This window comes from Acetomicrobium sp. S15 = DSM 107314, assembly GCF_016125955.1.
In the GTDB taxonomy this organism is placed as follows: Bacteria; Synergistota; Synergistia; order Synergistales; family Thermosynergistaceae; genus Thermosynergistes; species Thermosynergistes pyruvativorans.
In genome coordinates, this window is sequence record NZ_JADEVE010000091.1 from 17,366 (window position 1) to 41,336 (window position 23,971).

Below are 23,971 nucleotides of genomic sequence, written 5' to 3' on the forward strand. Positions count from 1 at the left end.
CTTCACCCCGATAGCTTGGAAACCTTCCCGTCATCGACACACCAAACGGCTCCGGGCCAGCCTTGAATCGGACCGGAGGCTGTCGCCGCAAAAACTTGCCACTTCGCCTCGAGCAAATATCGAAACAGGATATCTCTTCCCTCTTCGTCGAGTTCTGACGCTACCTCATCGAGTAAGAGCAGTGGGCTTCGCCTGAGTCTCTTCTCTAATACCCTCGACGCGGCTATCATCAGGCTTATAGCGACGCGTTTTTTGTGGCCTCTGCTCAGATATTTGGCTGGCCTTCCGAGGACGTTTATCGCGAGGTCGTCGCGCTGTGGCCCAACCAGCGGAACTCCGCCCCTTTGCTCAAGCCCCCTCAAGTTTTTCCACGACTCCCAAAAAACTTCGAGTAAATCACCTTCACCTTCACAACCACCTTTATGCAAGGATACATCGAAGGGAAAGGAGAGTTCAGGTGTCCACTTGACCTCCTCCTGAAGGCATTCGACAGCTTCCTGCCTCTTGGACCATATCCACGCCGCCAGAGGTGCCTGGACCTTCACAGCAGAGGTGTCGTCCTCTTTAAAGGCTAAAAGTTTAGTTCTGTGCCTTACGAGGCGGTGATGTTCGTTCAATCTATAAACGTAAAGCGGGTTCAAAGCCGCACATAAGTTATCTATAAAGCGGCGGCGCACCGCAGGGCTGCCGCCGACTAAAGACAGATCTTCCGGCATAAACGCGACGCACGGCAGATGGCATCGCAATTCCGAGGCTGACGTGCGTCGCCCATCCCGAGAAAGCGACGACCGTCCATCTATAGAGAGGGTCACCTCTAAAGACTCCTCCCCTTCAAAGCTGGCAGATATTTGTGCCCTTCCTTCTCCCCACAACACCAAATCGCCGAGGACGCTCCTCCTAAACGGGCCGAAACCGCAGGAAAGGCGAATCGCCTCTAAAAAATTTGTCTTTCCTGCCCCATTGGGCCCCACCAACAGGTTGAGGTCACCCTCCCAAAACACAGCCTGCGGCTTCAGATTTTTAAAATTAATACAGGCTATGCGGCTACATAACATCTTCCCGCGATGTAGCTCCGAGCGATTGAGCCTCGCCCTCCTGGAGGGTTATCGGCATTAATAAATACCTGAACGTATCGTCTTTCGGGCGGAGGAGATTCATCTGCCCCGACGGCCCGCAGAACGTGATGAAAGCCTTATCGCTCCCGAGGGCTTGTAATCCGTCGAGGAAATACCGCACGTTAAAGATTATGCGCAACTTCTCCCCGCCGATATCGGCGTCGAGTGACTCTACCGCCTCACCGACGTCGGGAGCGACACCGCGCACCACTAATTCCCCTTCCGGCTCCAAGTCTAATACTACCATCCAGCCATAATTACGCACCATCACGCTCGCACGGTCAAGTGCTCCTTCCAAGGCTATCCTGTCTACTGTCATCCACGTGGAATAGTCGGGCGATATCATTTTTTCATACGGCGGAAACGTTATATCTACACACCGAACGGTGAACTCCACCCCCGGCATAGAAAAATAGGCTTGGGAATTATCGTAAGATATATGCAATAACTCTGCATCGTCCATGCTGCCGAGGAGGCGCTCTAAATCCTTCAATCCTTTTATCGGAAGCACTATAGACGCCACGTCGTCCGGCTTTTCCTCTAATAGGACGCTTGAAATGGAGAGGCGACGAATATCTGTGGTGGCGGTTTCAATTTTATCGCCGTTAACTTTTATCGATGCTGCGCTCAAGTACTGAGGAAACTCCTCGCTCGGAGACCCAGAAAACGTCCCCTCTTTTAATAAGCGGATCATGTCTTTTATAGGAAGCGCACACAGCGGTTTTGCAGTCTTCGATGTGGGTAAAACTGGGAAGTCTTCCGGGGGGTATGTGACAAATGTATAACGACTACGCCCGGTTTCTATATACCCCTTTCCATCTTCTACATTAAGGACGAACTGTGAATCGGGCAGCTTTTTAATCAACTCTCCGACGATTCTGGCCGGGAGGATTGCCTCTCCTTCCTCGCTAATCACCGCTCCCTGAGCAAGACAAGTGACGGAGGTCTTCAGATCCGTCGACATTAAAGTGACACTATTATCCTCGGCGCAGCATTTTACACACCCCAATGCCGTGATCGTAGGTGTGCTTTTTATTGAAGTTTGGGCTAATTGCCAGCTGCGTACAAAGCTTCCTTTATTGACCGAAAGGCGCACTCCTATCACCTCTTTTATTTTTATATTTTAAAGAAATAAAAATAGTAGAGTCTGTAGTAAGGCCTGTGGAGACTGTGGAAAAACCAATCCAAGAGAGTCGTGATGTGTATTGAGCGATGTGGAGGATATGTGGAAGGAGCATTGAAGTTATCCACATTATCCACATCATATGAAATTAAATATCCCTGCACGACAGTTATCCACGAAAAGGCGTCTTTTATTCACAACGTTTTCTTAGCTCTATCCACAGCGCCCCGTATCTTTTGATCCTCTTTCATTAATTCCTCTACTTTTCTACATGCATGAAGTACAGTAGTATGATCCTTCTTTTTAAAAGCTTGGCCTATCTGTTGTAAGCTCAAATCTGTCAACTCTCTCGTCAGATACATGGCAACTTGCCGGCAGAGGGCTATTTCTGCCGTACGCTTGGCGCTGCGCATGTCTGAAATCGGTATATTAAACTCGTTTGCCACGAACTCCTGGATCCGCTCTACAGTAACCGGACTCTTGGCTGTGCCCTGGATAATGTCTTTTAGCCATTCCGATGCGTTTTCCACCGTTATCGGCTCCGAGTTGAGTTGCGAACAGGCTAATACCCTATTCAACGCCCCTTCGAGTTCTCTTATATTGCTCGGTATATGTTGGGCTATAAATACGACCACATCGTCTGGGATGTCTAGTCCTCTCAATTCGGCCTTTTTCCTCAATATAGCGATGCGCGTCTCGTAATCAGGCGGCTGTATGTCCGTCACCAATCCCCACTCAAAGCGGGAGACCAACCTCTCTTCGACGCTCTGAATTTCCTTCGGCGGCCGGTCGGAGCTGATGACTATCTGTCTTTTTGCCTCGTGCAAACTGTTAAAAGTGTGGAAGAACTCCTCCTGGGTGCTCTCTTTATTGGCCAAAAACTGGATGTCGTCGATCAACAGAATGTCTACACCCCTGTATTTCGCCTTGAAATCTTGAGTGCGATTGTTCTGTATCGAAGTTATCAATTCATTTGTGAACTTTTCTGAGCTCACGTAAGAGACGCGGGCGCTGGAGTTGCTTTTTATGATGTAATGGCCTATTGCGTGCATCAGGTGAGTCTTGCCGAGCCCCACGCCGCCCCATATGAAAAGCGGGTTGTAAGCCACGCCTGGGCTTTCAGCCACGGCGAGGCTAGCCGCATGGGCCAACCTATTAGACTTCCCGACGACGAAATTCTCGAATATATAAGATTGATTTAGTCCTAATCTCTCCGCTGCCACCCCGGTTTGAGGTTGAGAAGCGCGCCGAGCGCGCTTTTGCTCTTCGTCGCGCACTTCGGAATCCACCTTAAGTTCGATCTTATCTGCTATACCGAGTGTCGACGTAATCTCCTGCAGCGTCTTTAAGAAGCGCGTCTGTATTTGCTCTCTCACGAAGACGTTCGGCACGTCTATTATTAATCTGTCTTCTTCTATGCCTAAGGGTAGGCACGTCTTGAGCCAAATCTCGGCCCCACCTCCGCCTTGAGGTGTGATGTTTTTGGTGGCCTCCAAGATTTTTCTCCAGGCTATTTCTAAATTCTCAGCCACGGTCCTTCCCCCTAAAAGTTATCCACTGGTCAACCTATATTACCACAGGCGGAGTTAGGAGAGATATCCACATTATCCACAAATTTACACGTGGCTTTGTGGATAACTTTTTGCGAGGCGCCATGAGAAATTGTGGTCTAAATACGAAAGGGTTTAAGTCCTGACGAAAGTTGATTAAAGAGGTGTATCTTGTCATTTCCTGATTATCCACCACGATTTCCACAGGTGTGGATAATTTTAACGGCAGAGCGCATGTCATTCTATGGTTCTTAACCTCGCTCGTTCGGAGATTTCGGCATCATAAATATCAGCGGCATGGTCGCCATAAAGGCTATCGCCAGACCGATAAAGATCGCGCTAAAGCCCAAGGCCATGTCGCCGATTTCATGGAGAACCAACGTCGCGATTGTGACGCTCACAGCTCCTCCAGTTTGACGGAACATACCTCTCACGCCCGTTATAGTCGCAGCCCGCTGTGGCATGAGTTCGATGCAGGCGTTGTTGGCGGCCGGAGATGCAGTCCCCACCCCGATACCCAAGACCAACATGATTGTGTATAAGAGGGCGGCATTGTTCGGCTTGAAGCCTAAAAGAAACAACCCCACCACGGTAGCTAAACTGCCAACAATCATCGGCCAACGATACCCCCAACGCACGATAAAAATACTCGTCATGACGGAAGAGACTATCATCCCCACAGACCTCGGCGTGAGGAGAAGCCCGCACTCTAAGGCGCTCATTCCGTATACGGAAGTTGCATAGGTCGGGATGAGCGACAAAACCCCGATGACCGCGGTACCGTAGACGAAGTTATAGACGTTTGCAGCTACAAACGGCTTAGTCTTCAACACCTCGATATCAAGGATCGGATCCTTAGCCCTCATTTCATGTCGCAGGAGTAAAACCGCGAAGGCTACGGCGACGGAGAGCATCATCCAGGCCAATCCGAACATCGTCTTATAACCCATAAGAGTAAGGCCCAACATCAGTGACGCGAGGCTTCCTCCGACCAAAAGTGCTCCTAAGACGTCGATGCTTACGCCCTTTTTTTTGTCAGGATGAAGCAATAAAGCTGAAAAAATGAGCGCCGTCAAACCTATCGGCACATTCACCCAAAATACAGACCTCCATCCGAAGGAGTCAACGAGCCAGCCGCCCAAGTTCGGGCCGATTATCTGCCCTATGGGGAAGATACTGCTAAAAAGTCCGATCGCTTTCTGCCTGGACTCGGGAAACTCCTCAGCTACTATGCCGACGGCGGACGGCATAAAGCCACCACCGCCCAGCGCCTGGATGAGGCGAAAAAGGACAAGCAACTCCACGTTGGGGGCAACGGCGCAGAGCAACGAGCCGAGGACGAAGAGAATGAGGCACGACATGAACGTGAATTTCCTCCCCAGGGCATCGCTCACCTTGCCGATTATGGGCATGGTGACGGTGAGCCCGAGTTGGTAAACGCTGATAATCCACCCCGCCACGACTATAGACACGTCGAAAAACGCGGTGATCATAGGGAAAGCCACCGCTATAGATGTAGCACTTATAGACGAAAGGATTAAAGATATGCTCACAGTTGTGAATATCAAATATCTAAACGTAGAGGTTGCCTCCAAAACCTTAATATACGAGGTCTTTACTTTTTGTGTTTTTAGCCTGCCTTGACTCTTGCTCCCTTTTTCACACTCCAACTCCACTCGCATTTCTTATGCCTAACGCCTCACATCTTACGCTTTATATCTTACCTATCACATCTCACGCCTTACATTTTACATCTTACATTCCTGATTCATATGCGGATTACGTATGCCTCGATTTCAGAATCTATGCGCCCCTCCGGCAAATAGAGGAAAGCCCTGGGCCATCCCATTCCGTAGCCGGCAGAGAAGATCGTGACGCAGCGGCCGAAATTCACCTTATACCCGACGTTTGGCACATATTGATGGCCGCGGATCAGGAATCGACAATCGAGCAGCGACAAAAACGCCTCCATGGCGCCCTCATCGAAGGAGCGAGTCCCGCCACCCCTCGGCCAATACGACTCGTCTAACGGGTCGTTCCAGAGTATTTGAAAGCCTATATCGTCATCTGCCTTGGCCCTTTCGAGCCTCTCTATCTCTTCAGGGACGGGAATCGGCACGCCACCGTGGACGGCGGCCAGCTCTCCAACCTTCGCCGCCAAAGGGAGGCTGTCGTACCATAAAAGCAGCGAAGGCAAAGCGCCGATGAGTCCTTTGTTTCTCAATTCGTCGGCGAAGGTATAATGGTAGTTCATCTCCCAATCCTCGTGGTTTCCCCTTAATAAAATAACACGGTCAGGGCGCTCGAGTTGAAACTCAAGTAGGGCGGTCAGAAGCTCTACGCCAAAAGCGCCCCTGTCCACGTAATCGCCCAAAAAAAGCCAAAGACACTGGTCATCTTTGGCCCACTCCATGATCTCTTTGAACGAATCGAGCTCTCCGTGGAGGTCGCCCACGACCAGGAGCGCCCCCAGATTAGGGTGTTCGACGAACGACCCCCTTCGGTCCGGAAGCTCCTCGTTTAACCTTACACCCTCGCGGAGCAACTCTTCGAACGACATCTCCATACCCCCTCGCTTTGTCACATGAGATAAAATAAACGAAAAAGGCGAGAGAAAGAAGGTTTTTGGACGAATGATGTCACATCCGGTTACGCACATAATAAGCCACACAGACCTCGACGGCGTGACCGCCGCTGCCGTTGCTTGGCATGCCCATTACCCTGAAGGCATGCCGATAAAGGTGACGCTTGCTGGCTATGGCGAAGTGGACGACTTGATGGTGGAGTCGGTCCAGGAGGGTTACAGGGTCGTTGTCTTGGACCTCTTCTGCCAGCGCCAAAAGACCGTAGATTTCATCGACGGCGCCTTTAAAGAGGGGGATGAACCCATCCTCTTCGACCATCACAAGAGCACGATGGAGCGCTACGGCAACCGCCCATGGCTGGTGATAGACACGAACGCCTGCGCCGCTAAGGTGTATTATCGATGGGCCGTGGAGCACCTTCCGCAAGAAAAGGCGAGGAAGATAGCCCAGCTTGCTGACATCGTAGAGATCGCAAACGACAGAGACCTGTGGCTCGGCGAGCGCGCCGAAAGCCGTCTGTGGCAGGCGCTGATCTCTCTCTCCGATCCCTGGAGCGTGCTTTTGAGGCTGATCTCCACTCCCGACGGTGCTCTGTCTGAGGGGGAGAGAGAGGCCGCCCTTGCCTTTGTGCGCGACCAGGAGGAAAGGTTCAGCCGCGCCATGGAGAAGGTGCGCCGCTTCAGAAACGACTTGGTCCTCGTGGGGCCGGACATGCTCAAATTCGGAGACGTCTCAGACTTCTGCGGCCTGGTTTTAGATCGCACCCCTGACCCGCCCAAATTGGTCGCGGTGGCGAACAAAAAGGCCACGGGCGAATGGGCGGTCTCTTTGAGGAGCAGGGACGGTTTGGCCGGAGAGTTGGTGGGAATACTAAGGGATGGAAAGAAAGTGCGCGGCGGAGGACATGGCGATGCCGCAGCTCTGTACTTCCCCCCCCATTACAACACCGACCAAATAGGGGAGACGCTCCTCTCCGGGCTTAAGGCAGTCGCGGAGAGGGGGCGTTCCATGGGCGTGACGCTTGGCGATATGTTAAACCTCCTTGAGAGAGGGGAAGGAAAATGAGTGGGATCAAAGTAGCCGTCTTTTACGCCTCCGTGGGTACCGGCCACAAAAGCGCCGCCAAAGCCATATCGGACTGGTTTCGCCGCGAGGTCTCTGGAGCTGAGACAATGTGCGTGGATACGCTCACTTACGCATCCCCCTTGGTGCGCGGCCTGTACGCCCGCTCCTACTTGGAGATGGTGCGGCGCGTCCCGCAGCTCTGGGGGTATCTGTATGAGGCGATGGACACTCCCGATGCCATCGATGGCCTTTTGGCCACCATAAACGAGCTCACAGAAAGGTTGAATTTGCGCAAGCTTCTCCTGGCGCTCGCCGAGTTCGACCCTCAGGCCGTCTTTTTCACCCACTTCTTCGGGGCCTCCGTAGTGGCCGACGCGCTTCAGGGGCAACGGCCGGTCTTTTACGTGAACACCGATTTTTTGAGTCACATCTTTCACAGAAATTTGAGCTTTTCGGGGTGGTTCGTGGCGAGCGACGAGGCCAAGCACCAATATGCCGCAGATGGCATAGACGGGAATCGCGTGGTTGTCTCGGGCATACCCGTGGACCCTATATACCTGTCTCCGCCCACCAAAGAAGAAGGGAGGCGCTTTTTGGGCATAAGCGGTGATTCTCCTATGTTCTTGGTGATGGGAGGAGGGATAGGCGTAGGTCCTTTTAGCGAGGTCTTGGATTCGCTAAGCCAGTTAGACGGGTGCCTCGTATTCGCCCTGTGCGGCAACAACAAAAACCTCTTCGAGAGGTTGAGCGAACGCTACAGGGGGCATGAAGGAGTGCGCGTGTTAGGCTTCGTGAGCGGCATGCCCTACTACTATGCCGCAGCCGATGCGGTGATCATGAAACCGGGTGGACTTTCCACGTCGGAATTGCTCTGCGTAGGGTCCCCGCTGATATTGTGGGGGCCCATCCCTGGGCAGGAGCAGCGCAACAGCGACTATCTGTTGGACCGAAGGGCGGCGCGCATGATATTCGAGCCGCGCAGGGCGGCGCAAAAGGTGAGGGAGATCTTAAAAGACGAAAGCGCCTTGACCGACCTGAGGGCCAACATGGCTCGCATCGCCCGGCCCGATGCCGGAAGAGCGATAGTGCGCCATACGCTCGAATGGATAAGGTGAAAGGGCGATGCTTGGAGCCATAATGGGCGATATAGCCGGTTCTGCCTACGAAGGAAGGCGCTTCAGGACGAAAACCCTCGACTTTCCCCTCTTCGGGCCGCGCACGCGCTTTACGGACGACACCGTGATGACCGTGGCGGTTGCGGACGCCATCCTTAGAAAGGTCGATTATGCCGCTTCCTATAGGGAGTGGGGGCGCACCTTCCCAGATGTCGGCTACGGATACCTTTTTAAGCGCTGGCTCACATCGCCGGACCCGAAGCCGTATAACAGCTTCGGAAACGGTTCAGCCATGAGAGTATCGCCCGTGGCCTACGCCTTCGACTCCCTGGACGAAGTTTTGGTCGAGGCCGAGCGCACGGCCCTTCCGACCCACAACCACCCCGAGGGAGTCAAGGGCGCCAGGGCCGTGGCGGCGTGCGTGTTTTTGGCCAGATGCGGTCGCTCCAAGGGCGAAATAAAAGACTTCGTGGAGCGGACCTTCGGCTACGACTTGAACCGCACGACTGACGAAATACGGCCCACGTATTCCTTCGACTCCACCTGCCAGGGGAGCGTGCCTGAGGCGATCATTGCCTTTTTGGACTCCCGCGATTTTGAAAGCGCCATAAGGCTTGCCGTATCGCTCGGAGGCGATGCTGACACCCAGGCCTGCATCGCAGGCGCCATAGCCGAAGCCTTTTACGGCGGCGTCCCCGAACCGATCTTGAAGGAAGCCCTCTCCTTCCTCCATCCCTCTTTGCTGGCGGTGGCGAGACGCTTCTGCAAGACCTATCCCTGCCCGACCGAGGTCCCGGAGGAGTGAGCGGCCGGCGCTGGGGTCTGCTCTCCGCTAAAGAGGGTTGGCCAGGACCTCTTCGAGCGCGTCCATGGCCTTTTCGACCCTTTCGAGCCTGGCCTGGCTTCCCATGTGGCCGATCCTAAAAACCTTGCCCTTTAGCGGCCCGTAGCTTCCGCCAAAGACCACGCCGCGCCTCCGCATCTCTGTGTCGAGGGCGATCCACGTCCATCCCTCTGGCACATTGGCCGCCGTCACCGTGGGAGAGGAGAGCGACTCGTCTTTGGGGAAGAGCGACACGCCCATCCCTTTCAGGCGATCCCTGCAATATGCCGCCACATCGTCGTGGCGCTTGAAGACGTTTTCGAGGCCTTCGCTCAAAATCGCTTTTATCGAAGCTTTAAGCGCGGCTATAGCGTGCCAGTTGTGGGTATATGGGAATTCCTTGACGGTTAGAGCATCTTTAAAGGGTAAAATCGCGTCGTAGCCTACATATCGCCTTTTTTTTATCGCCTCCCACGCCCTATCGCTCACCGTTACGATCGCAAGCTCAGGCAATAGAGAAAGGGCCTTTTGACTCCCTAAAAGCCCCAAGTCTATGTGCCAGTCGTCGACGCGCACCTCCGTCCCTGCTGCGCTCGACACGAAGTCAACGTAGAGCAGGGCGCCGACCTCTTGCGCTATCTCACCGAGCGGCTTTATGGGGTTTAGGATGCCGCTCGGTGTCTCGCAGTGAACGGCGGTTATCATAGATGGGCGAAACGACAGGGCTTTGCGCCTGACTGTGTCGAAATCTATGCCCTCGTCGTAACCGAAACCTGCCACTTCTACTTCTTGTCCTGTCGCCTTGGCCATGTCGGCGACTCCGTAGCCGAAGACGCCGTTCGCCACGGCCAGCACCCGCTCAGCCGGAGATAGCGCGCTTTTGAGCGCCCCCCAGAGGGCTAACATCCCCTCGCCCGACATGATCACTGGCGTGGCACGCGTGTATAGAATCTGCTGCAGCAGCGACTGGACTTCCTCGTAAAGCCCGAAGAACTCGCTTTCAAGGTCGGCGCTGCCGAAGTCTGCGAAGTAAACGCCTCTGATCTCCTTTGGCACCGAAACCGGCCCCGGCACTAATCCGATCGGATATGTCTCCATATTCGTCCTTCCCCCTCTGCGCTTTGCCATTCTCTCGCTCGTTTCGAAGCTTTCAGCGCGGCGTTGGATCGCGCCGAAAGCTCGCCCAGCGTGCGCTCAATTTTATCACAGGCTCACTCGCCTTGGCTGGTGGGGTGCCTAGGCGATGTTGACGCAAAGGCAAAACGCCTTAAAATGATAAGGGGCATTTAAATTAAAACGCTTCAGTTGAGCTCCTATGCCGCACGCGGAGGTGATATGAGCATATGAAGAAGGTCATGAATAAGCCAGAAGATATCGTAAAAGAGATGCTTGAAGGCATGTCCAAGGCCCACCGAAGGCTCGTGGAGGTCATTCCTGGAACGCAGGCGGTGGTGAGGGCCGATGCTCCGGTCATGGGCAAAGTCGCCGTAATCACGGGCGGAGGCAGCGGACACGAGCCGGCCCACGGCGGATTTGTGGGCAAGGGGATGCTCGACGCCGCCTTGGCTGGTGCAGTATTCTGCTCGCCTCCCCTTTCTGACGGGATCGCGGCATTAGAGCGTTGCAACGGGGGCAAGGGTGCCCTTTTCATAATCAAAAACTATACGGGAGACATCCTGCTTTTTGATATGTTGGAGGAAGAGGCACAAGACCGGGACATACCGGTGAAAAAGGTGCTCGTAACCGACGATGTCGCTGTGGAGGAGCGAGAGGGCACGACGGGGCGCCGAGGCGTAGCCGGCACAGTTTTCGTCCACAAGATAGCCGGGGCAATGGCCGATAAAAGAGCCCCTCTCGAGGAGGTCCACCGGGTGGCGCAAAAATGCGTCGATTCGGTCCGCACGTTGGGAGTGGCCCTCTCCCCCTGCATCGTCCCGGGCAGGGACAAGCCTAATTTCGAACTCGGCGCGGACGAAATGGAGTTAGGCATCGGTATCCACGGCGAGCCCGGCGTGGAGCGCACATCGCTGCGCCCCGCCAGGGAACTGGTCGAGGGGATGATGGGCCGGATAGTGGGCGACCTGCCGTTTGAGCGCGGGCAAGAAGTGGCGGTCATGGTAAACGGTATGGGGGCCACGCCCTTGATGGAATTATACGTCGTCTTTAACGAGGTGGCCAAGTATCTCGACAGGACCGGGATAGACATTTACCGTAGCTACGTAGGTGAATACATGACGTCCCTCGAGATGGCGGGCTTTTCCATAACCCTGCTCGCCTTGGACGAAGAGCTTAAAAGCCTCCTCGACCACCCGTGCGAGACGCCGGCGCTGACGCAGCGTTGATGGAGGGATAGAAATGTGCTTTACCAGTGACGAAGCCGTTTTGCTCATCAAGAATATGGCCAAAGCGGTCGCGGAAAATGAAGAATATTTGAACGAGCTCGACAGCGGCATCGGCGATGCCGAGCACGGGCTCAACCTGAAGAGGGGTTTTGAAGCGGTAATGGGGCGCATCGAGTCGCTCGAGGGCAAACCTCCGCACGAGGTCATCAAAGAGGTCGGCACGACCTTGGCGAGCGCGGGATGCGGCACAGGCCCCACCTTTTACGGCCTCGCCATGCGCTCTGCCGCGAGAGTGCTTGCGAAGAAGGGGATGGACTCCCCCGAGGCCATAGCGGAAAGCCTCGAGGCGGCCCTTCGAGCGATAAAAGAAAAGGGCGGGGCTGAAGTGGGATCGAAGACCATGGTGGATGCCTTGGAACCGGCGGTGACGGCCTTCAAAAATAGGGTGGAAGTCGGAGGTTCTGTCCTCGAGGCCTTCGACGACGCGGTCGAAGCCGCGAGGACTGGCATGGAGGCCACGCGCGACATGATAGGCAAGAAGGGGAGGGGTTACCACGCCGGCGAGCGCGGTTTAGGGCACCAAGACCCCGGCGCCACATCCGCCTATCTGCTCCTCAAGTGCGTCCGCGACACCGTGGCGGAATGCTGCCCCAGCAAAAACTGAACTGATTCTACGAATGCCAAGGAGCCTATATTCACGCAAGGCATCTATAGGAGGCAGACGGAGTGGATAAGTTCATTCAGGTGGCTGAGTACTTGGACAGCATTGAACCCGAAATTTGGGAGTTAAGCACAAAGATATTCTCTCATCCCGAGCTCGGCTTTCAGGAGTACTTCGCAGTCGAGATCCTTGCGCATTTTCTTCAAGAAAAGGGCTTCGAAGTGGAGAGAGAGGTAGCCGGATTAAAAACGGCCTTTATTGCAAAGCATGGGTCTGGGAAAACGCTGGCATTTATAGCCGAGTATGATGCAGTATCGGAGGCGCTTGGCCATGCCTGTGGGCATAATTTTATCGCCGCAGCCTCAGTAGCGGCGGCTGCCGCCTTAAAAGCGGCGAATGTTCCCATTGCCGTTATCGGTACCCCTGCCGAAGAATCGGGCGGAGGCAAAGTTATTATGGCTCGCGCTGGCATCTTTCGTCGTTTTCTGGGATGTATGTACTTACATCCATCGAACAAGACGCGAGTTGGAGGCCGGACCTTGGCCGCTCAGAGGCTGATTTTAAGCTTTCAAGGTCGAGAGGCCCATGCCACAAGAGACCCGCGCAGCGGGATAGATGCCCTCCAGTCTCTGCTTATGGTGCTATGGCAGTATAATGCAGTAAGGAGAACTCTGCCTAACACTTTTTTAGACAATTGGATAATCACGCGTGGCGGTGAGACAACCACGGTTGTGCCAGGTTATGCCGTAGCGGAGGCTCACTTTTTTGCTGAGGAGCCTGGAGATATCGAGAAAGCCGCGACTTTTCTGGGACGCGTGGCCAAAGCAGTTGAAAGTGTCACGGGCGCTACCGGACAGCTCGAGAAAGCCGAAATGTACCCGCCGCGGATCACCGATCCGAGGTTGCGAGAGGCTATGGAAAAGGCTTTTGAACGGGTTGGTATTGAGTATGCGCCGATGCCGGAGAAAGAGGCAGGGTTTACCGATGTCGGTGCCGTCAGCGAACAAGTCCCTGTGGCGGAGGGATATATACGTGTGTGCGACGCCTCTAACCACACGCAGACCTTTAGAGAAGCCATGCTTGCTCCAGCTACTCGGGAAAAAGTTTTGCAGGCGGCCAAGGTTTTAGCCTTTGCCGTGCTGGAATTATTACCACCGCCCTGCTCGAATGGCGCCTGATATCATCTGATGATATCAGAGGATGTCTTGGCATGCTGTCTCTGCTTTTTGGCGAGGCGACACCAAGAAGGCCAAAAGAACCTTCACGACGGTTTTATAGAGAGAAGAAATTATGGATAACATTAAAATAGACGCTATCTTGAATGAAAGAGAAGCTCGTTGGCATCGTGTCATTCAGTTATCTAATGAGTGGGAAAAGCCTGTAATAGTAGGATCGGTTGTCATGCCTGGGCCGGATAAGAATGCTCCTTGCGCTGAAATCATCTTCCGTGAGCTCGTAGAGGCGTTGAAGCAACTGTCCAAGGTATGGCCACTGCTACATTGGGAAGTGTTGCATGGTGCCCTGGGCCCCGCCGTTATTTTGGTTTTAGCGCAGGGCGACGCTCGTCTCTTAAAGCGAGCGGCGGTGGGCATAGAAGAGTCCAGCGTGGTAGGGCGATTGTTTGATATAGATGTGTACGACGAAGATGGTAGGCCTGTAAGTCGAACAGAACTTGGTTTTTCGGACCGGCGCTGCCTCGTTTGCGGTGGGCCGGTGTCTGAGTGCCGCAGGAGTGCGAAACACACCCTGAATGAGGTCGTAGGAAAGATTGAAGAGATCATCAAAGTGCTTTTAGTAAAAAAATAACAGACAGAAGCAGGCCAAAGGAGGATGAAGGGTGGTTAAATATAAAATTGCGGTTGTCCCTGGAGATTGTGTTGGCCCAGAAGTGACGGCCGAAGGAGTTAAGGTCCTCAAGGCGACAGCGGAAAAATATGGATTTGAGGTCTCCTTGACTGAGTATATGGCTGGTGGGGCGGCTATAGACGCCTATGGCGACCCGCTGCCTGAAGAAACGATAGATGGATGCCGGAGTAGCGATGCCATCCTATTCGGTTCGGTAGGCGGGCCTAAGTGGGATGATTTGCCTTGGGAAAACGTTCATGGTGCTATTACGCCGTCGCGTGGCATCCAACGCCTGCGCCAAATCTTTCAGCTATTCGCCAATATCCGTCCGGCTTATCTGTTTCCGGAGTTAGTCGACAATACTCCGCTGCGCCCTGAGGTGGTCGCTGGGACAGATTTGATAGTGGTGCGAGAGCAATGCGGAGGCCTTTATTTTGGGGAACCTCGCGGCATTATTGGGATGGGAGAAGAGCGCAAGGGCATCAATACGCTGAGTTATACTGTCCCTGAGGTTAGGAGGGTTGCGCATGTGGCTTTCAAGTTGGCCAGGCGGCGCCGCAGGAAGGTTACCTCTGTAGACAAACATAACGTGATGGAGAGTTCGATCCTGTGGCGACAAGTGGTAAAAGAGGTGGCAAAAGAATATCCAGACGTGGAGCTGAACCATCTTTACGCTGACGCCTGCGCTATGAAAATTATAGAAAACCCGCGGCAGTTTGATGTTATCCTCGCGGGCAATATTTTTGGCGATATCCTCAGCGATCTCTCATCTGTACTCGCGGGGTCGATCGGCATGATGCCTTCTGCTAGTATTGGCGAGGGGACTTTTGGATTATATGAGCCCATTCATGGCAGTGCCCCGGATATTGCGGGGAAAGGGATCGCCAATCCTGTCGGATCGATCATGTCCGTGGCCATGATGTTGGATTGCTCCTTCGGGCGCAAAGAAGCGGCAGAAAGCATAAAATCTGCCATAAAGTCTGTGCTTTCCGGAGGATATCGCACGGCCGATCTGTATAAACCTGGAACCAAAAAAGTATCGACATCAGAGTTTGGAGATTTAGTTGCGGCGGAAATCCTCAAATGAAGAATTACTCGACGGATTTTGTTTTGGGACGACGACATAGACAATTGAGTTGGCAAAGGTTGGGTGTAAAATCAATCCTATAAATTTAAATTAAACAATAGTCGTCTGAAAAGAGGTGATGATATCCGGGAGAATGGCAAATGCGTAGAGGACGACCGATGTTAGGTGCTATTTCAGTAATGAGGGAAGTTTTGGAGCCACGAAAAAGTGCGCTAAGTAGTAAGAGCATCTGATCATAGCGTGAGTTTTACCCTAACCGATTGACACAATTTTAAAGTGGGGAGGTTGTTGGGATGCGCGAAAACACACGTGAAAGCGAAGTTATGTATGATCCTAAACAAGGCTTGCGTCTTATGGGCATGCCACCTCAATGGTTTGCCGTTTTTGCAGCGATAGTGCTGGCAGGTTCATACTTGGGCGTGCTCCCCAACGATATGATCGGCGGTTTTGCGGCAGCTATTGTTATTGGCACAATCTTTGGTTTTATCGGCGATAATGTTCCTATTTTAAATGATTATCTCGGCGGAGGTCCTGTTCTCGCTCTATTCGGTACCTCTATTTGTGTTTATTTAGGCGTTTTCCCAGAATCATTGGTCAAAATTATAGGTAATTGGACGCAGGATACCCAAGGGTTTATTAACTTCTATATAGCTGCCCTTATCTGCGGCAGCATCTTAGGGATGGACCGAAAACTTCTGATCCAAGCTGGATGGCGCTATTTTATCCCCTTAGTTGGTGGCGTCGTCGTTGCTTATGGTTTAACCGGAATAGTCGGCGGCATAATGGGCTATGGTTGGGGGAAAGCTATGCTCTATGTGGCTGCCCCAATTATGGGAGGAGGCACGGGTGCAGGGGCTATTCCGATGTCTCAAATTTATGGTGCAGCCCTAGGTGTAGATAGCAAGGAAGTTTTCGGCATACTCTTCCCTGCAGTTGCCTTAGGCAATGCAGTATCGATTATTGCTGCTGCTTTATTGGACAAACTTGGAAGGGTTCGGCCGAAGCTTTCGGGGGAAGGCGTAATTCTCCAAGGCTTTGAGTTTGAATCCGAGCCAAAAACTGCCTTAGAGTTTACTATAGGTGATCTTGGCACAGGGTTGCTTATGGCAACGAGTTTTTACATCTTCGGTAGGATAATAGAGATAGTTATTCCGCAGATTCACTATTATGCGCTGACAATTATAATAGTGGCTATAGTTAAGATCTTGGGGGTTATGCCTAAGCGACTTGAGTTCGCAGCAGCCAAATGGTACCAATTTACGGTCGTTAATCTAACCCTGGCATTGATGGCAGGTACAGGCGTAAGGTTTTTGGATTTAAAAGCAGTTATCGCAGCTCTCACCCCCACATATTTTATTCTGACTCTCACAACTGTATTGGGTGCCATCTTGGGTGCTGGAATAATTGGCGCCTGGGTCCGTTTTTACTTCATTGAGTCTGCTCTTGCTGCAGGTTTGTGTATGGCTAACATGGGTGGAACGGGGGACGTGGCCGTTCTCTCTGCGGCCAAGCGTATGAATCTGATGCCTTTCGCCCAGATGTCATCCCGCCTGGGTGGCGCGTTTATATTGATTTTGCAAAGCCTGCTAATTCGTCTTATTGGCGGCTAAGCGGGCAGGAGATGACAATGGGGGAGAGGGGCTATCTTATTCATCCTCTTCCCCTTGGGGTTTATCAAACTAAGGAGGAGATCTATTTATGAAGGTAGCGACAGGTCGCCAAATACCTGACCAGATTCCGGGTCGTCGGGAGGTTCGACCTTACGCCGGGCCGTTTGCCTTTGTTCCGACAGGCGTCAAAGCGGCTCCGCCGCTCTCTATGGTTAGGCCGGGGGAGAAAAAGGTCGTAGACTCCCTGAGAGAAGCGATCCGGTTAGCAGGCTTAAAGGACGGTATGACAATTTCCTTTCATCATCATCTGCGCTTCGGGGATCATGTCATCAATATGGTGCTCGACACCATAGCTGAGATGGGCATTAAGGACCTGACATTTACAGCTACGGGTCATCATCCTGTTCCGGAGTCTTTTATCAAGCATATGGAAGACGGCGTGATAACCCGCATTGAGCATGCCGTGTTGGTCGATCAACTGGGGGTGGCTGTGGCTCGCGGTCTTTTGAAGGAGCCGGTGACGATCCGCTCTCACGGCGGGCGTCCGCGGGCGATAGAGGCCGGAGAACTTCCGATAGATGTAGCGTTTATCGCCGCTCCAACAGCAGATACTTATGGAAATCTTAACGGGATTGATGGCCCTTCTCATTGCGGGTCGCTTGGCTACGCTGTTGCCGATGCTCAATACGCAAAATGCGTAGTAGCAGTTACCGACAACCTTGTTCCCTACCCGCTGCGGTATATTTCCATCCCGCAAACTAATGTAGACTACGTGGTTCCAGTAAGCAAAATCGGGGACCCGACCAAGATTGCTACGGGGGCTATCCGTAAAACGTCAAACCCTCGTGACATCCTTATTGCGCAACAAATTATCAAAGTAATGGAGGCTTCCGGCTTGGTGCAACCGCGCTTTAGCTTCCAGGCTGGGACGGGCGGGGTCTCTCTGGCGGTGACACAGTTCCTCACCGAAATCATGCAGCAGAGGGACATCCGCGGCAGCTTCCTCATGGGCGGGATAACCGGTTCTACGGTTGGGCTCCTGGAAAAGGGCCTTTTCGACATCATCTTTGATGTCCAAAGTTTCGATCTGGATGCAGTTGCTTCGCTGGGTCGTAACCCAAATCACTGCGAAGTCAGCGCTTCATTTTACGCCAACCCACACAATAAGGGCTGCGTAGTTAATCTACTGGACGTGGTGATCCTCAGCGCCCTGGAGGTGGATACGAAGTTCAACGTAAATGTGCTTACTGGTTCGGATGGAGTAATGAGAACCGGGCCAGGTGGCCATCAAGACACAGCCGCCGGCTCTAAACTTACCATTATTGGCACTCCCTTGCTTCACGGCCGTATCCCAGCCATTGTTGATGACGTCGTCACAGTGGTGACCCCAGGCGAAACCGTCGATGTGGTGGTAACAGAATACGGGGTTGCTGTGAATCCGTTGCGGCAGGATTTGATCGATCGCATGAAGGACGCAAGGCTTCCTTTGGCGAGCATTGAAGACCTTAAGCTGAAGGCGGAGAAGTTGGCTGGTAAGCCAAAAGCTCCGGAGTTTACGGATCAAATCGTCGGCGTAGTAGAATACCGTGATGGCAGCGTGATTGATGTAGTGCGTCAGCCCCGTAGCTGGGTTGACCGTTAGGAGGTGGAAATTGTGACTGCAAATGGTAGAGGAAGGATCAGAAGGAGCATGCTCTTTGTCCCGGGCAATAACCCCAGCATGATACAGACCTGTCCCATTTACGGGGCCGACTCTATCATCCTTGACCTGGAAGACTCTGTCGCCGTATCGCAAAAGGACGCGGCGCGCCGGTTAGTTGTTCACGCTATTCTGGAGCTCGATTTTGGCGGTGCGGAAATTGCGGTGCGAATCAACTCACCGCTCACAGAAGAGGGGCAAAAAGACATAGAGACGCTCATGGAAGCGGCACCGTCTGTTTTTGTAGTCCCAAAGGTCGAAAGCGCCGAGGAGATCCTTGACCTGGATAGCAAGTTGAGCGCGGTTCCAATTGGTTTGCTTCCCATCCTCGAAACGCCCAAGGGGGTATTGCACGGGGAAGAAATCGCCAGCTCATGCCCGAGGGTATGGGCGCTCAGCTTCGGCGCTGAGGATTATGCGACGGCCATGGGTGTTGAGCGCACTCGGGCTGGTCGAGAGCTCTTTACAGCACGCTCGCTTGTGGCAATGCAAGCCAAAGCGAGCGGCGTTGCGGCCTTGGATACAGTTTTTGCCGATGTTAACGATGAAGAGGGGTTGCGCAACGACACTAAAGAGGCAATATCCTTAGGTTTTGAAGGGAAATATGCTATTAGTCCACGACAGGTAGGTATCATCAACGATCTGTTCACACCACAGCCAGCCGAAATAGAGAAGGCAAAGCAAATTCTTGAGACCTATCGTAGCGGTGTCGAGCGCGGGATAGGGGCAATAGCATTGGACGGCAGAATGATAGACGCTCCAGTTGTGCAACGCGCGGAGAGGGTTCTTGCCCTGGCTCAGGCCGCGGGCCTTTTAGGGGGTGGTATGGAATGAACGTTGTGCGCAATGCTCAAGCTGGCACGTTGGAGTCCAGCGATGCCCTAGTTATCGTGGCACCGGGCAAACCTGGTTCTGGTTTGCACATAGAGATAAATAGCATCGTTGAGGAGCAGTTTGGAGACCAGATCCGTCGCGTTGTCGAGGAAACCATAGACAGACTGGGAATTCGGGACGTCCGCATTACAATCCAAGATAGAGGCGCGTTAGATTACTGCTTACGTGCCCGCTTGGAGGCTGCGCTTAACAGAGCTAGCGTGGTTGACTAATGCTAAGGTCGAAATCTTCCCATATTCCTGCTTAGGGAGGAGGCAGTATGGAAGGCATTAGATTCCGATCCGTTTCTTTATCGGGACGCGATGGAGAACGCGTCAGGCTCTTTTTGGAGGCTAACGGCCTTAAACTTGAACCTCGACTCGACTATACCTTGGTTGTGGAATTAGATGGGGAAATAATTGCCACAGGTTCGCTGGCAGGGCCAGTCCTAAAGTGTCTGGCCACTGACCCTAACCATCAGGGCCAGGGTCTTATGGAAAAACTGGTAACTCGATTACTGGAAGAGGAGTACTATAGAGGCAATTGGCACGTTTTCCTCTACACTCGCCCGGCTAACCTGGAGATATTTCGCAGCTTAGGGTTTCGTGAGGTGGCCAGAGTAAGGGATAGAGTGGTATTTTTTGAATCAGGGCCCGAGAGCATCGCTGACTTTGTTTCAGCCTTACGGGAGAAGCGAAGAATGGTCGGTGGGAAGGTCAGTTCGGTGGTGGTGAATTGCAACCCTTTTACGCGGGGGCATCAATACTTGATCGAAAGGGCTGCAGCCGAGAGCGATTGGGTTCACGTATTTGTTGTCACAGAGGATCTTTCCATGTTTCCCTTTGCCGTTCGCTATAAGTTAGTTCAGCGTGGCACCGCTCATATTCCCAATATAACTGTGCATGCCGGAGGCCAGTACATCATATCACAGAACACCTTTCCCAGTTATTTTACTCGTGACCCCAATGAGCAGGTTGAAGACCATGCTTTATTGGACGTCGCCATCTTTGGTCAGTATGTTGTACCGGCATTGGGCATCACGGATCGCTATGTGGGGCAGGAGCCCTATTGCCCAGTGACAAGTGTATACAACAGGGTTATGCAACAAGAGCTACCGCGCTACGGAGTAACAGTACACGAGGTTCCTCGGTTAGAAGTGGAAGGGGAGGCTATAAGTGCTTCTCGGGTTAGACAGGCTTTGAGAGACGGCGACTGTGAAGAGCTTACTAAATTGCTTCCCTCAACAACCTTGAACTTCTTGCGCTCTGAGGAAGCCCAGCCAATTATTCACAAGATCAAAGAAAGCTCTGCTCCGCATTGAAAATGCTGCTCCAAAAAGAGAGCTCAGCAATCATAACGCTGGCCCAAAATGCCGTTTATGCCATGTTGCTCGAAACGGCTTGTCACCCGTCACCCGGATTAGTTAGCCCTAAAAGCGTAGGGTCCCATAAAGATATGAACTACTTCACGTTTCTATCGTCAAGTTCTGCTTTAGCGCCCTACTATTTACTTTTAGCCGAGGCCGGCTTCCGCTTTCAAGGGCAAGAAGAAAAACTTCTTACTGAACTACGCGCCTGGGGCCTGCGAGCGGAAACGGATATGTTCGCTGCGACGGGCGGTGCGAATACACAAAAAGGGCTCCTTTTTTTCCTGGGGCTGTCTGTAGGAGCGGGAGGATATGCGTTGCGTCGTGGCTTTCCTCCCACTGCTGCGCAGGTGAGGGAAGTGGTCGAGCGAGCTGCGGATCCGTTACGAGAAGAACTGGATGCTATAAACGACAAGAGGCGCGCGCCTTCCTCCAAAGGCGATTGGGCATATTTGGTACATGGCTTCGCTGGAGCGCGTGGAGAAGCGATATGCGGATTTCCGACCGTTTTTACCTGCGGATTGCCGGCTTTGCGCGGTTTCTTGCAGGCTGGTTATAGCCTTAATGACTGTTTGGTGGGGACGCTGTTGTGCCTCATGACCTCTGTCGCCGACACTGCTGTTCTCGCTCGCCATGGTCCAGCTGGTTTAGAGCGCGTGCGCGCAGAGGCTCGGGAAGCGGTGCTCCTTGGTGGTATTAGTACTCGAGAGGGAAGAGAAAAAATCCTTGCAATGGAGAAAGTCTTTGCTGAGGAAGGGCTTAACCCAGGCGGCTCAGCTGATATGCTAGCGCTAACGGTATTTTTCTATTTGTTAGAAGAGCAAATCCCGGCAGAGCAGCTTCTTTTCCCAAGCGTATTCAGTTTTTAGAGGAAGTTGCCAAAAAGGATCGACATGATCAGTACTTCATAAAAACCATAATAAATAATTTACTGAGGCCTCGGAACACGCCTTAAACCCCATTGATGAAAACCTTCTCTAAAAGGGATTATTAGGATGGTTGCCCTTTTCGTCAACTGTAAGGAAACAGTGTGATTTCGAAGAGATTATTTTTGAGGAAAACCGTGGGTTGACAAGATAGGGGGAAACAGGTATTTTGTTACCAGAATATTTATAGTGAGAAGCGACTGGCGTGGTCGTATAAAACGGCTTGAGAGTCACAAAACCATTGGATACGGGGTGTGGTTGATGGGAAAGGCCAAGAGGCAGATCATCAGGATAGATGAGGACAAGTGTGACGGCTGCGGCCTCTGTGCCGAGGCCTGTCACGAAGGGGCAATTCGCATCATCGACGGCAAGGCCAGGCTTATTTCCGAATCTTACTGCGATGGCCTTGGAGATTGCATCGGCGAATGTCCGAGGGGTGCCATCTCTTTCGAGACCAGAGAGGCCGATTCCTACGACGAAGAGGCGGTAGAGCGCAAGCAGGTTCAGCAGGGTTCGCTTCCCTGCGGATGCCCCGGAACCGTGTTGCGCTCCCTCGCACAGGAAGAAAACGATTTCAGCGACGAAGCCGCCGTGGCGCCTGTCGAACCTGCCCGATCGATGCTCTCAAACTGGCCGATCCAGCTGCGCCTGGTGCCCGCAAACGCGCCATATCTAAAGGGTGCCGACGTTCTGCTCGCGGCTGATTGCACGGCTGCATCGATCCCGGATTTCCACGGGAGATTCTTGAAATGCAAAGTCCTTTTGATGGGTTGCCCCAAGCTCGACGACGCCGAGGCCTACAGGAAGAAGCTCACCGATATGGTCAGGGCAAACGGCATAAAAAGCCTTCACGTGGTCATCATGGAGGTTCCCTGCTGCGGAGGGCTCGCACGCCTGGCCGAAGGAGCAGTCGAAGAAGCGCGCAAGTCTATTGATCTCAAGAAGACCGTCGTAGGCATTCGCGGAAACGTCCTCGAGGAGGAAACGTTAAGGTATAGGTTCGGCGACGCTTGATCGCTCCGTCGGCAAAGAGGGCCGAATAGTGCCTGTGGCGCCGCCTCCAATTACCATGCGGCGATTAGCGCCGTCGGTCGTGGCTAAGCATACTCTGTCGCTTCCGCCGATAGGGCCAGGGTGCCAAACCTTTGTCTCTTCGTCTATGAGGGCTCTCCTTTTGGTGGACCCTCCTTTGGATAGCAGCTTTCCCGTTGGAACATGTCCGCAGGATGGATCTGATACGTAAGCGAGCCTGTCTGCGAAAGGTGGGTTCTGTAACCGTAAGGCATGCGGCCATTGCCACGGCTGCATGCGCTGCGTTTCCGCCTTTTTGAGGATTTCAAAGCCCGGCCTGGGCGACAGATACTTGTCTTGTAGTCACCGTGTCTCAGCGTGAAAAAACACGTTCCTCTGCGACGGGAAACGGCAAGACAACAGATCAAACACCATATTGGCCTACCCCGTCCTTCTCAGATTTTTTATATATGCTACTATTGCTATCAGCCAAAATCATCGCCGACCATCACTGAAATCTTTAAATATTTGTCTAATTCCTTTATCGTCCCGATTGCTTATCCCTTGCTTGAACTCTTCTGTCGCTGGCGCATCCTGGCGATATTGAAAAGGCCACATGCTCTTTAAGTCGAAGAAAGCGACTCTATCGCCATCCTGCAGAATCGTCGAAAGGTCCGGTTGAAATTTAGGGAGGGCGCTCAGGTTGCCATTGATAAAAGTGAATCCTCGTTCTTCGGTAGGAATTCCAATCTGTTCGAGGAGGTCTTTGATCGTGCTTCCCTGATCAAGCGAGACCTTTAAATGAGCAAAACCCGTCGACGCATTTTCTCCTCCAAAACGAGATAAAGCACCATAAAGCCAAACGTCGATTTCTATTTTCATTATAGGGCTCCTCCTCTTACAACAGATTGATTATCCGCCACCTACTGGTGGGAAAAGACCAACCTCATCTCCGTCCCTAAGTTGCCAATCGAGCTGACGCGATCGACCATTAACATATATCATGCGCACTTCATCAACAGATAATTTCAGGCGATTGAGCAATCCCATGACGCTTTCGCCTTCTGGAAGCTCGATCTCAACTGGGGCTCCTCGCTCTGTTTTTTTTGTACGATTTGTCAACATAGCGTAAAGTTTTACTTTTACTTTCATAGACACACCTCACGTTTACTCCC

General features: G+C 52.8%; 23 protein-coding genes. 15 read left to right on the top strand and 8 right to left on the bottom strand.

Annotation, left to right across the window (positions count from 1 at the left end):
- Positions 1–2 precede the first annotated feature (2 nt).
- The 5 genes from recF to EZM41_RS02515 form a co-directional block, all read right to left on the bottom strand.
- A complete protein-coding gene (gene recF / locus EZM41_RS02495) occupies positions 3–1,055 on the bottom strand; it encodes a DNA replication/repair protein RecF (RefSeq protein WP_198469098.1) in 1,053 nt (350 codons plus the stop codon).
- A complete protein-coding gene (dnaN, locus tag EZM41_RS02500; protein ID WP_342449206.1) occupies positions 1,045–2,220 on the bottom strand; it encodes a DNA polymerase III subunit beta in 1,176 nt (391 codons plus the stop codon). Before dnaN ends, recF begins: the two co-directional genes overlap by 11 nt.
- A 212-nt stretch (positions 2,221–2,432) precedes the next feature.
- Positions 2,433–3,770, bottom strand: coding sequence for a chromosomal replication initiator protein DnaA (dnaA, locus tag EZM41_RS02505; RefSeq protein ID WP_198469103.1), 1,338 nt, complete (start codon positions 3,768–3,770; stop codon positions 2,433–2,435).
- A 269-nt stretch (positions 3,771–4,039) separates the two neighbouring features.
- On the bottom strand, positions 4,040–5,470 hold the full coding sequence (locus EZM41_RS02510; protein WP_269778845.1) for an MFS transporter: 1,431 nt from the start codon (positions 5,468–5,470) through the stop codon (positions 4,040–4,042).
- Between the two features lie 86 nt (positions 5,471–5,556).
- Positions 5,557–6,348, bottom strand: a complete 792-nt coding sequence (locus EZM41_RS02515) for a metallophosphoesterase family protein (RefSeq protein ID WP_198469107.1) — start codon at positions 6,346–6,348, stop codon at positions 5,557–5,559.
- Positions 6,349–6,421: 73 nt separating this feature from the next.
- On the opposite strand from EZM41_RS02515, the gene EZM41_RS02520 reads away from it, so the two are divergent.
- The 3 genes from EZM41_RS02520 to EZM41_RS02530 are packed head-to-tail and all read left to right on the top strand — an operon-like array spanning position 6,422 to position 9,358.
- On the top strand, positions 6,422–7,438 hold the full coding sequence (locus EZM41_RS02520; protein WP_342449207.1) for a DHH family phosphoesterase: 1,017 nt from the start codon (positions 6,422–6,424) through the stop codon (positions 7,436–7,438).
- Positions 7,435–8,553 (top strand): MGDG synthase family glycosyltransferase, encoded by a 1,119-nt coding sequence (locus EZM41_RS02525; protein WP_198469109.1) that lies wholly within the window; start codon positions 7,435–7,437, stop codon positions 8,551–8,553. The genes EZM41_RS02520 and EZM41_RS02525 overlap by 4 nt, the downstream gene beginning before the upstream one ends.
- A gap of 7 nt (positions 8,554–8,560) precedes the next feature.
- Positions 8,561–9,358 (top strand): ADP-ribosylglycohydrolase family protein, encoded by a 798-nt coding sequence (locus EZM41_RS02530; protein WP_198469112.1) that lies wholly within the window; start codon positions 8,561–8,563, stop codon positions 9,356–9,358.
- A gap of 27 nt (positions 9,359–9,385) precedes the next feature.
- Here the strand turns inward: EZM41_RS02530 and EZM41_RS02535 are convergent, their stop codons facing one another.
- Positions 9,386–10,474 carry a pyridoxal-phosphate-dependent aminotransferase family protein gene (locus EZM41_RS02535; RefSeq protein ID WP_198469114.1) on the bottom strand — a complete coding sequence of 363 codons (1,089 nt, stop codon included), beginning with the start codon at positions 10,472–10,474 and terminating at the stop codon, positions 9,386–9,388.
- Positions 10,475–10,719: 245 nt separating this feature from the next.
- Here EZM41_RS02535 and dhaK point away from each other — a divergent pair, with 245 nt between their 5' ends.
- The 12 genes from dhaK (at position 10,720) to EZM41_RS02595 (ending at position 22,799) form a co-directional block, all read left to right on the top strand.
- Positions 10,720–11,718: a dihydroxyacetone kinase subunit DhaK gene (gene dhaK, locus EZM41_RS02540; protein WP_198469117.1), complete on the top strand. Its 999-nt coding sequence runs from the start codon at positions 10,720–10,722 to the stop codon at positions 11,716–11,718.
- 13 nt (positions 11,719–11,731) lie between these two features.
- Positions 11,732–12,382: a dihydroxyacetone kinase subunit DhaL gene (gene dhaL / locus EZM41_RS02545; RefSeq protein WP_198469120.1), complete on the top strand. Its 651-nt coding sequence runs from the start codon at positions 11,732–11,734 to the stop codon at positions 12,380–12,382.
- A gap of 62 nt (positions 12,383–12,444) precedes the next feature.
- Positions 12,445–13,557: an amidohydrolase gene (locus EZM41_RS02550; protein ID WP_198469122.1), complete on the top strand. Its 1,113-nt coding sequence runs from the start codon at positions 12,445–12,447 to the stop codon at positions 13,555–13,557.
- Positions 13,558–13,669: 112 nt separating this feature from the next.
- Entirely contained in the window at positions 13,670–14,185 is a 516-nt protein-coding gene (gene citX / locus EZM41_RS02555; protein WP_198469125.1) for a citrate lyase holo-[acyl-carrier protein] synthase, read from the top strand.
- A gap of 31 nt (positions 14,186–14,216) precedes the next feature.
- Positions 14,217–15,311 carry a 3-isopropylmalate dehydrogenase gene (gene leuB / locus EZM41_RS02560; protein WP_198469127.1) on the top strand — a complete coding sequence of 365 codons (1,095 nt, stop codon included), beginning with the start codon at positions 14,217–14,219 and terminating at the stop codon, positions 15,309–15,311.
- Positions 15,312–15,604: 293 nt separating this feature from the next.
- Positions 15,605–16,921 (top strand): 2-hydroxycarboxylate transporter family protein, encoded by a 1,317-nt coding sequence (locus tag EZM41_RS02565; protein ID WP_232618987.1) that lies wholly within the window; start codon positions 15,605–15,607, stop codon positions 16,919–16,921.
- A gap of 88 nt (positions 16,922–17,009) precedes the next feature.
- Positions 17,010–18,563, top strand: a complete 1,554-nt coding sequence (gene citF / locus EZM41_RS02570; protein ID WP_198469129.1) for a citrate lyase subunit alpha — start codon at positions 17,010–17,012, stop codon at positions 18,561–18,563.
- A gap of 12 nt (positions 18,564–18,575) precedes the next feature.
- Positions 18,576–19,454 (top strand): aldolase/citrate lyase family protein, encoded by an 879-nt coding sequence (locus tag EZM41_RS02575; RefSeq protein WP_198469132.1) that lies wholly within the window; start codon positions 18,576–18,578, stop codon positions 19,452–19,454.
- Positions 19,451–19,726: a citrate lyase acyl carrier protein gene (gene citD, locus EZM41_RS02580; protein ID WP_198469135.1), complete on the top strand. Its 276-nt coding sequence runs from the start codon at positions 19,451–19,453 to the stop codon at positions 19,724–19,726. Before EZM41_RS02575 ends, citD begins: the two co-directional genes overlap by 4 nt.
- A gap of 47 nt (positions 19,727–19,773) precedes the next feature.
- Positions 19,774–20,814, top strand: a complete 1,041-nt coding sequence (citC, locus tag EZM41_RS02585) for a [citrate (pro-3S)-lyase] ligase (RefSeq protein ID WP_198469137.1) — start codon at positions 19,774–19,776, stop codon at positions 20,812–20,814.
- Positions 20,815–20,816: 2 nt separating this feature from the next.
- Positions 20,817–21,728 (top strand): triphosphoribosyl-dephospho-CoA synthase, encoded by a 912-nt coding sequence (locus EZM41_RS02590; protein WP_232618993.1) that lies wholly within the window; start codon positions 20,817–20,819, stop codon positions 21,726–21,728.
- 318 nt (positions 21,729–22,046) lie between these two features.
- Entirely contained in the window at positions 22,047–22,799 is a 753-nt protein-coding gene (locus EZM41_RS02595) for an ATP-binding protein (RefSeq protein ID WP_198469142.1), read from the top strand.
- Between the two features lie 492 nt (positions 22,800–23,291).
- Here the strand turns inward: EZM41_RS02595 and EZM41_RS02600 are convergent, their stop codons facing one another.
- Complete coding sequence (locus EZM41_RS02600) at positions 23,292–23,678, bottom strand: MoaD/ThiS family protein (protein WP_198469145.1); 387 nt, start codon at positions 23,676–23,678, stop codon at positions 23,292–23,294.
- Positions 23,679–23,708: 30 nt separating this feature from the next.
- A complete protein-coding gene (locus EZM41_RS02605) occupies positions 23,709–23,948 on the bottom strand; it encodes a MoaD/ThiS family protein (protein WP_198469148.1) in 240 nt (79 codons plus the stop codon).
- Positions 23,949–23,971: the final 23 nt, after the last annotated feature.

Coding starts and splice junctions, on each gene's coding strand:
- EZM41_RS02605 (WP_198469148.1), bottom strand. CDS start 23,948: ATGAAAGTAAAAGTAAAACTTTACGCTATGTTGACAAATCGTACAAAA.
- EZM41_RS02515 (WP_198469107.1), bottom strand. CDS start 6,348: ATGTCGTTCGAAGAGTTGCTCCGCGAGGGTGTAAGGTTAAACGAGGAG.
- EZM41_RS02595 (WP_198469142.1), top strand. CDS start 22,047: ATGGGAAAGGCCAAGAGGCAGATCATCAGGATAGATGAGGACAAGTGT.
- EZM41_RS02520 (WP_342449207.1), top strand. CDS start 6,422: ATGATGTCACATCCGGTTACGCACATAATAAGCCACACAGACCTCGAC.
- EZM41_RS02510 (WP_269778845.1), bottom strand. CDS start 5,470: ATGCGAGTGGAGTTGGAGTGTGAAAAAGGGAGCAAGAGTCAAGGCAGG.
- citF (WP_198469129.1), top strand. CDS start 17,010: ATGAAGGTAGCGACAGGTCGCCAAATACCTGACCAGATTCCGGGTCGT.
- recF (WP_198469098.1), bottom strand. CDS start 1,055: ATGTTATGTAGCCGCATAGCCTGTATTAATTTTAAAAATCTGAAGCCG.
- citC (WP_198469137.1), top strand. CDS start 19,774: ATGGAAGGCATTAGATTCCGATCCGTTTCTTTATCGGGACGCGATGGA.
- EZM41_RS02600 (WP_198469145.1), bottom strand. CDS start 23,678: ATGAAAATAGAAATCGACGTTTGGCTTTATGGTGCTTTATCTCGTTTT.
- EZM41_RS02525 (WP_198469109.1), top strand. CDS start 7,435: ATGAGTGGGATCAAAGTAGCCGTCTTTTACGCCTCCGTGGGTACCGGC.
- citD (WP_198469135.1), top strand. CDS start 19,451: ATGAACGTTGTGCGCAATGCTCAAGCTGGCACGTTGGAGTCCAGCGAT.
- EZM41_RS02535 (WP_198469114.1), bottom strand. CDS start 10,474: ATGGAGACATATCCGATCGGATTAGTGCCGGGGCCGGTTTCGGTGCCA.
- EZM41_RS02565 (WP_232618987.1), top strand. CDS start 15,605: ATGCGCGAAAACACACGTGAAAGCGAAGTTATGTATGATCCTAAACAA.
- EZM41_RS02530 (WP_198469112.1), top strand. CDS start 8,561: ATGCTTGGAGCCATAATGGGCGATATAGCCGGTTCTGCCTACGAAGGA.
- dhaL (WP_198469120.1), top strand. CDS start 11,732: ATGTGCTTTACCAGTGACGAAGCCGTTTTGCTCATCAAGAATATGGCC.
- citX (WP_198469125.1), top strand. CDS start 13,670: ATGGATAACATTAAAATAGACGCTATCTTGAATGAAAGAGAAGCTCGT.
- dhaK (WP_198469117.1), top strand. CDS start 10,720: ATGAAGAAGGTCATGAATAAGCCAGAAGATATCGTAAAAGAGATGCTT.
- EZM41_RS02590 (WP_232618993.1), top strand. CDS start 20,817: ATGCTGCTCCAAAAAGAGAGCTCAGCAATCATAACGCTGGCCCAAAAT.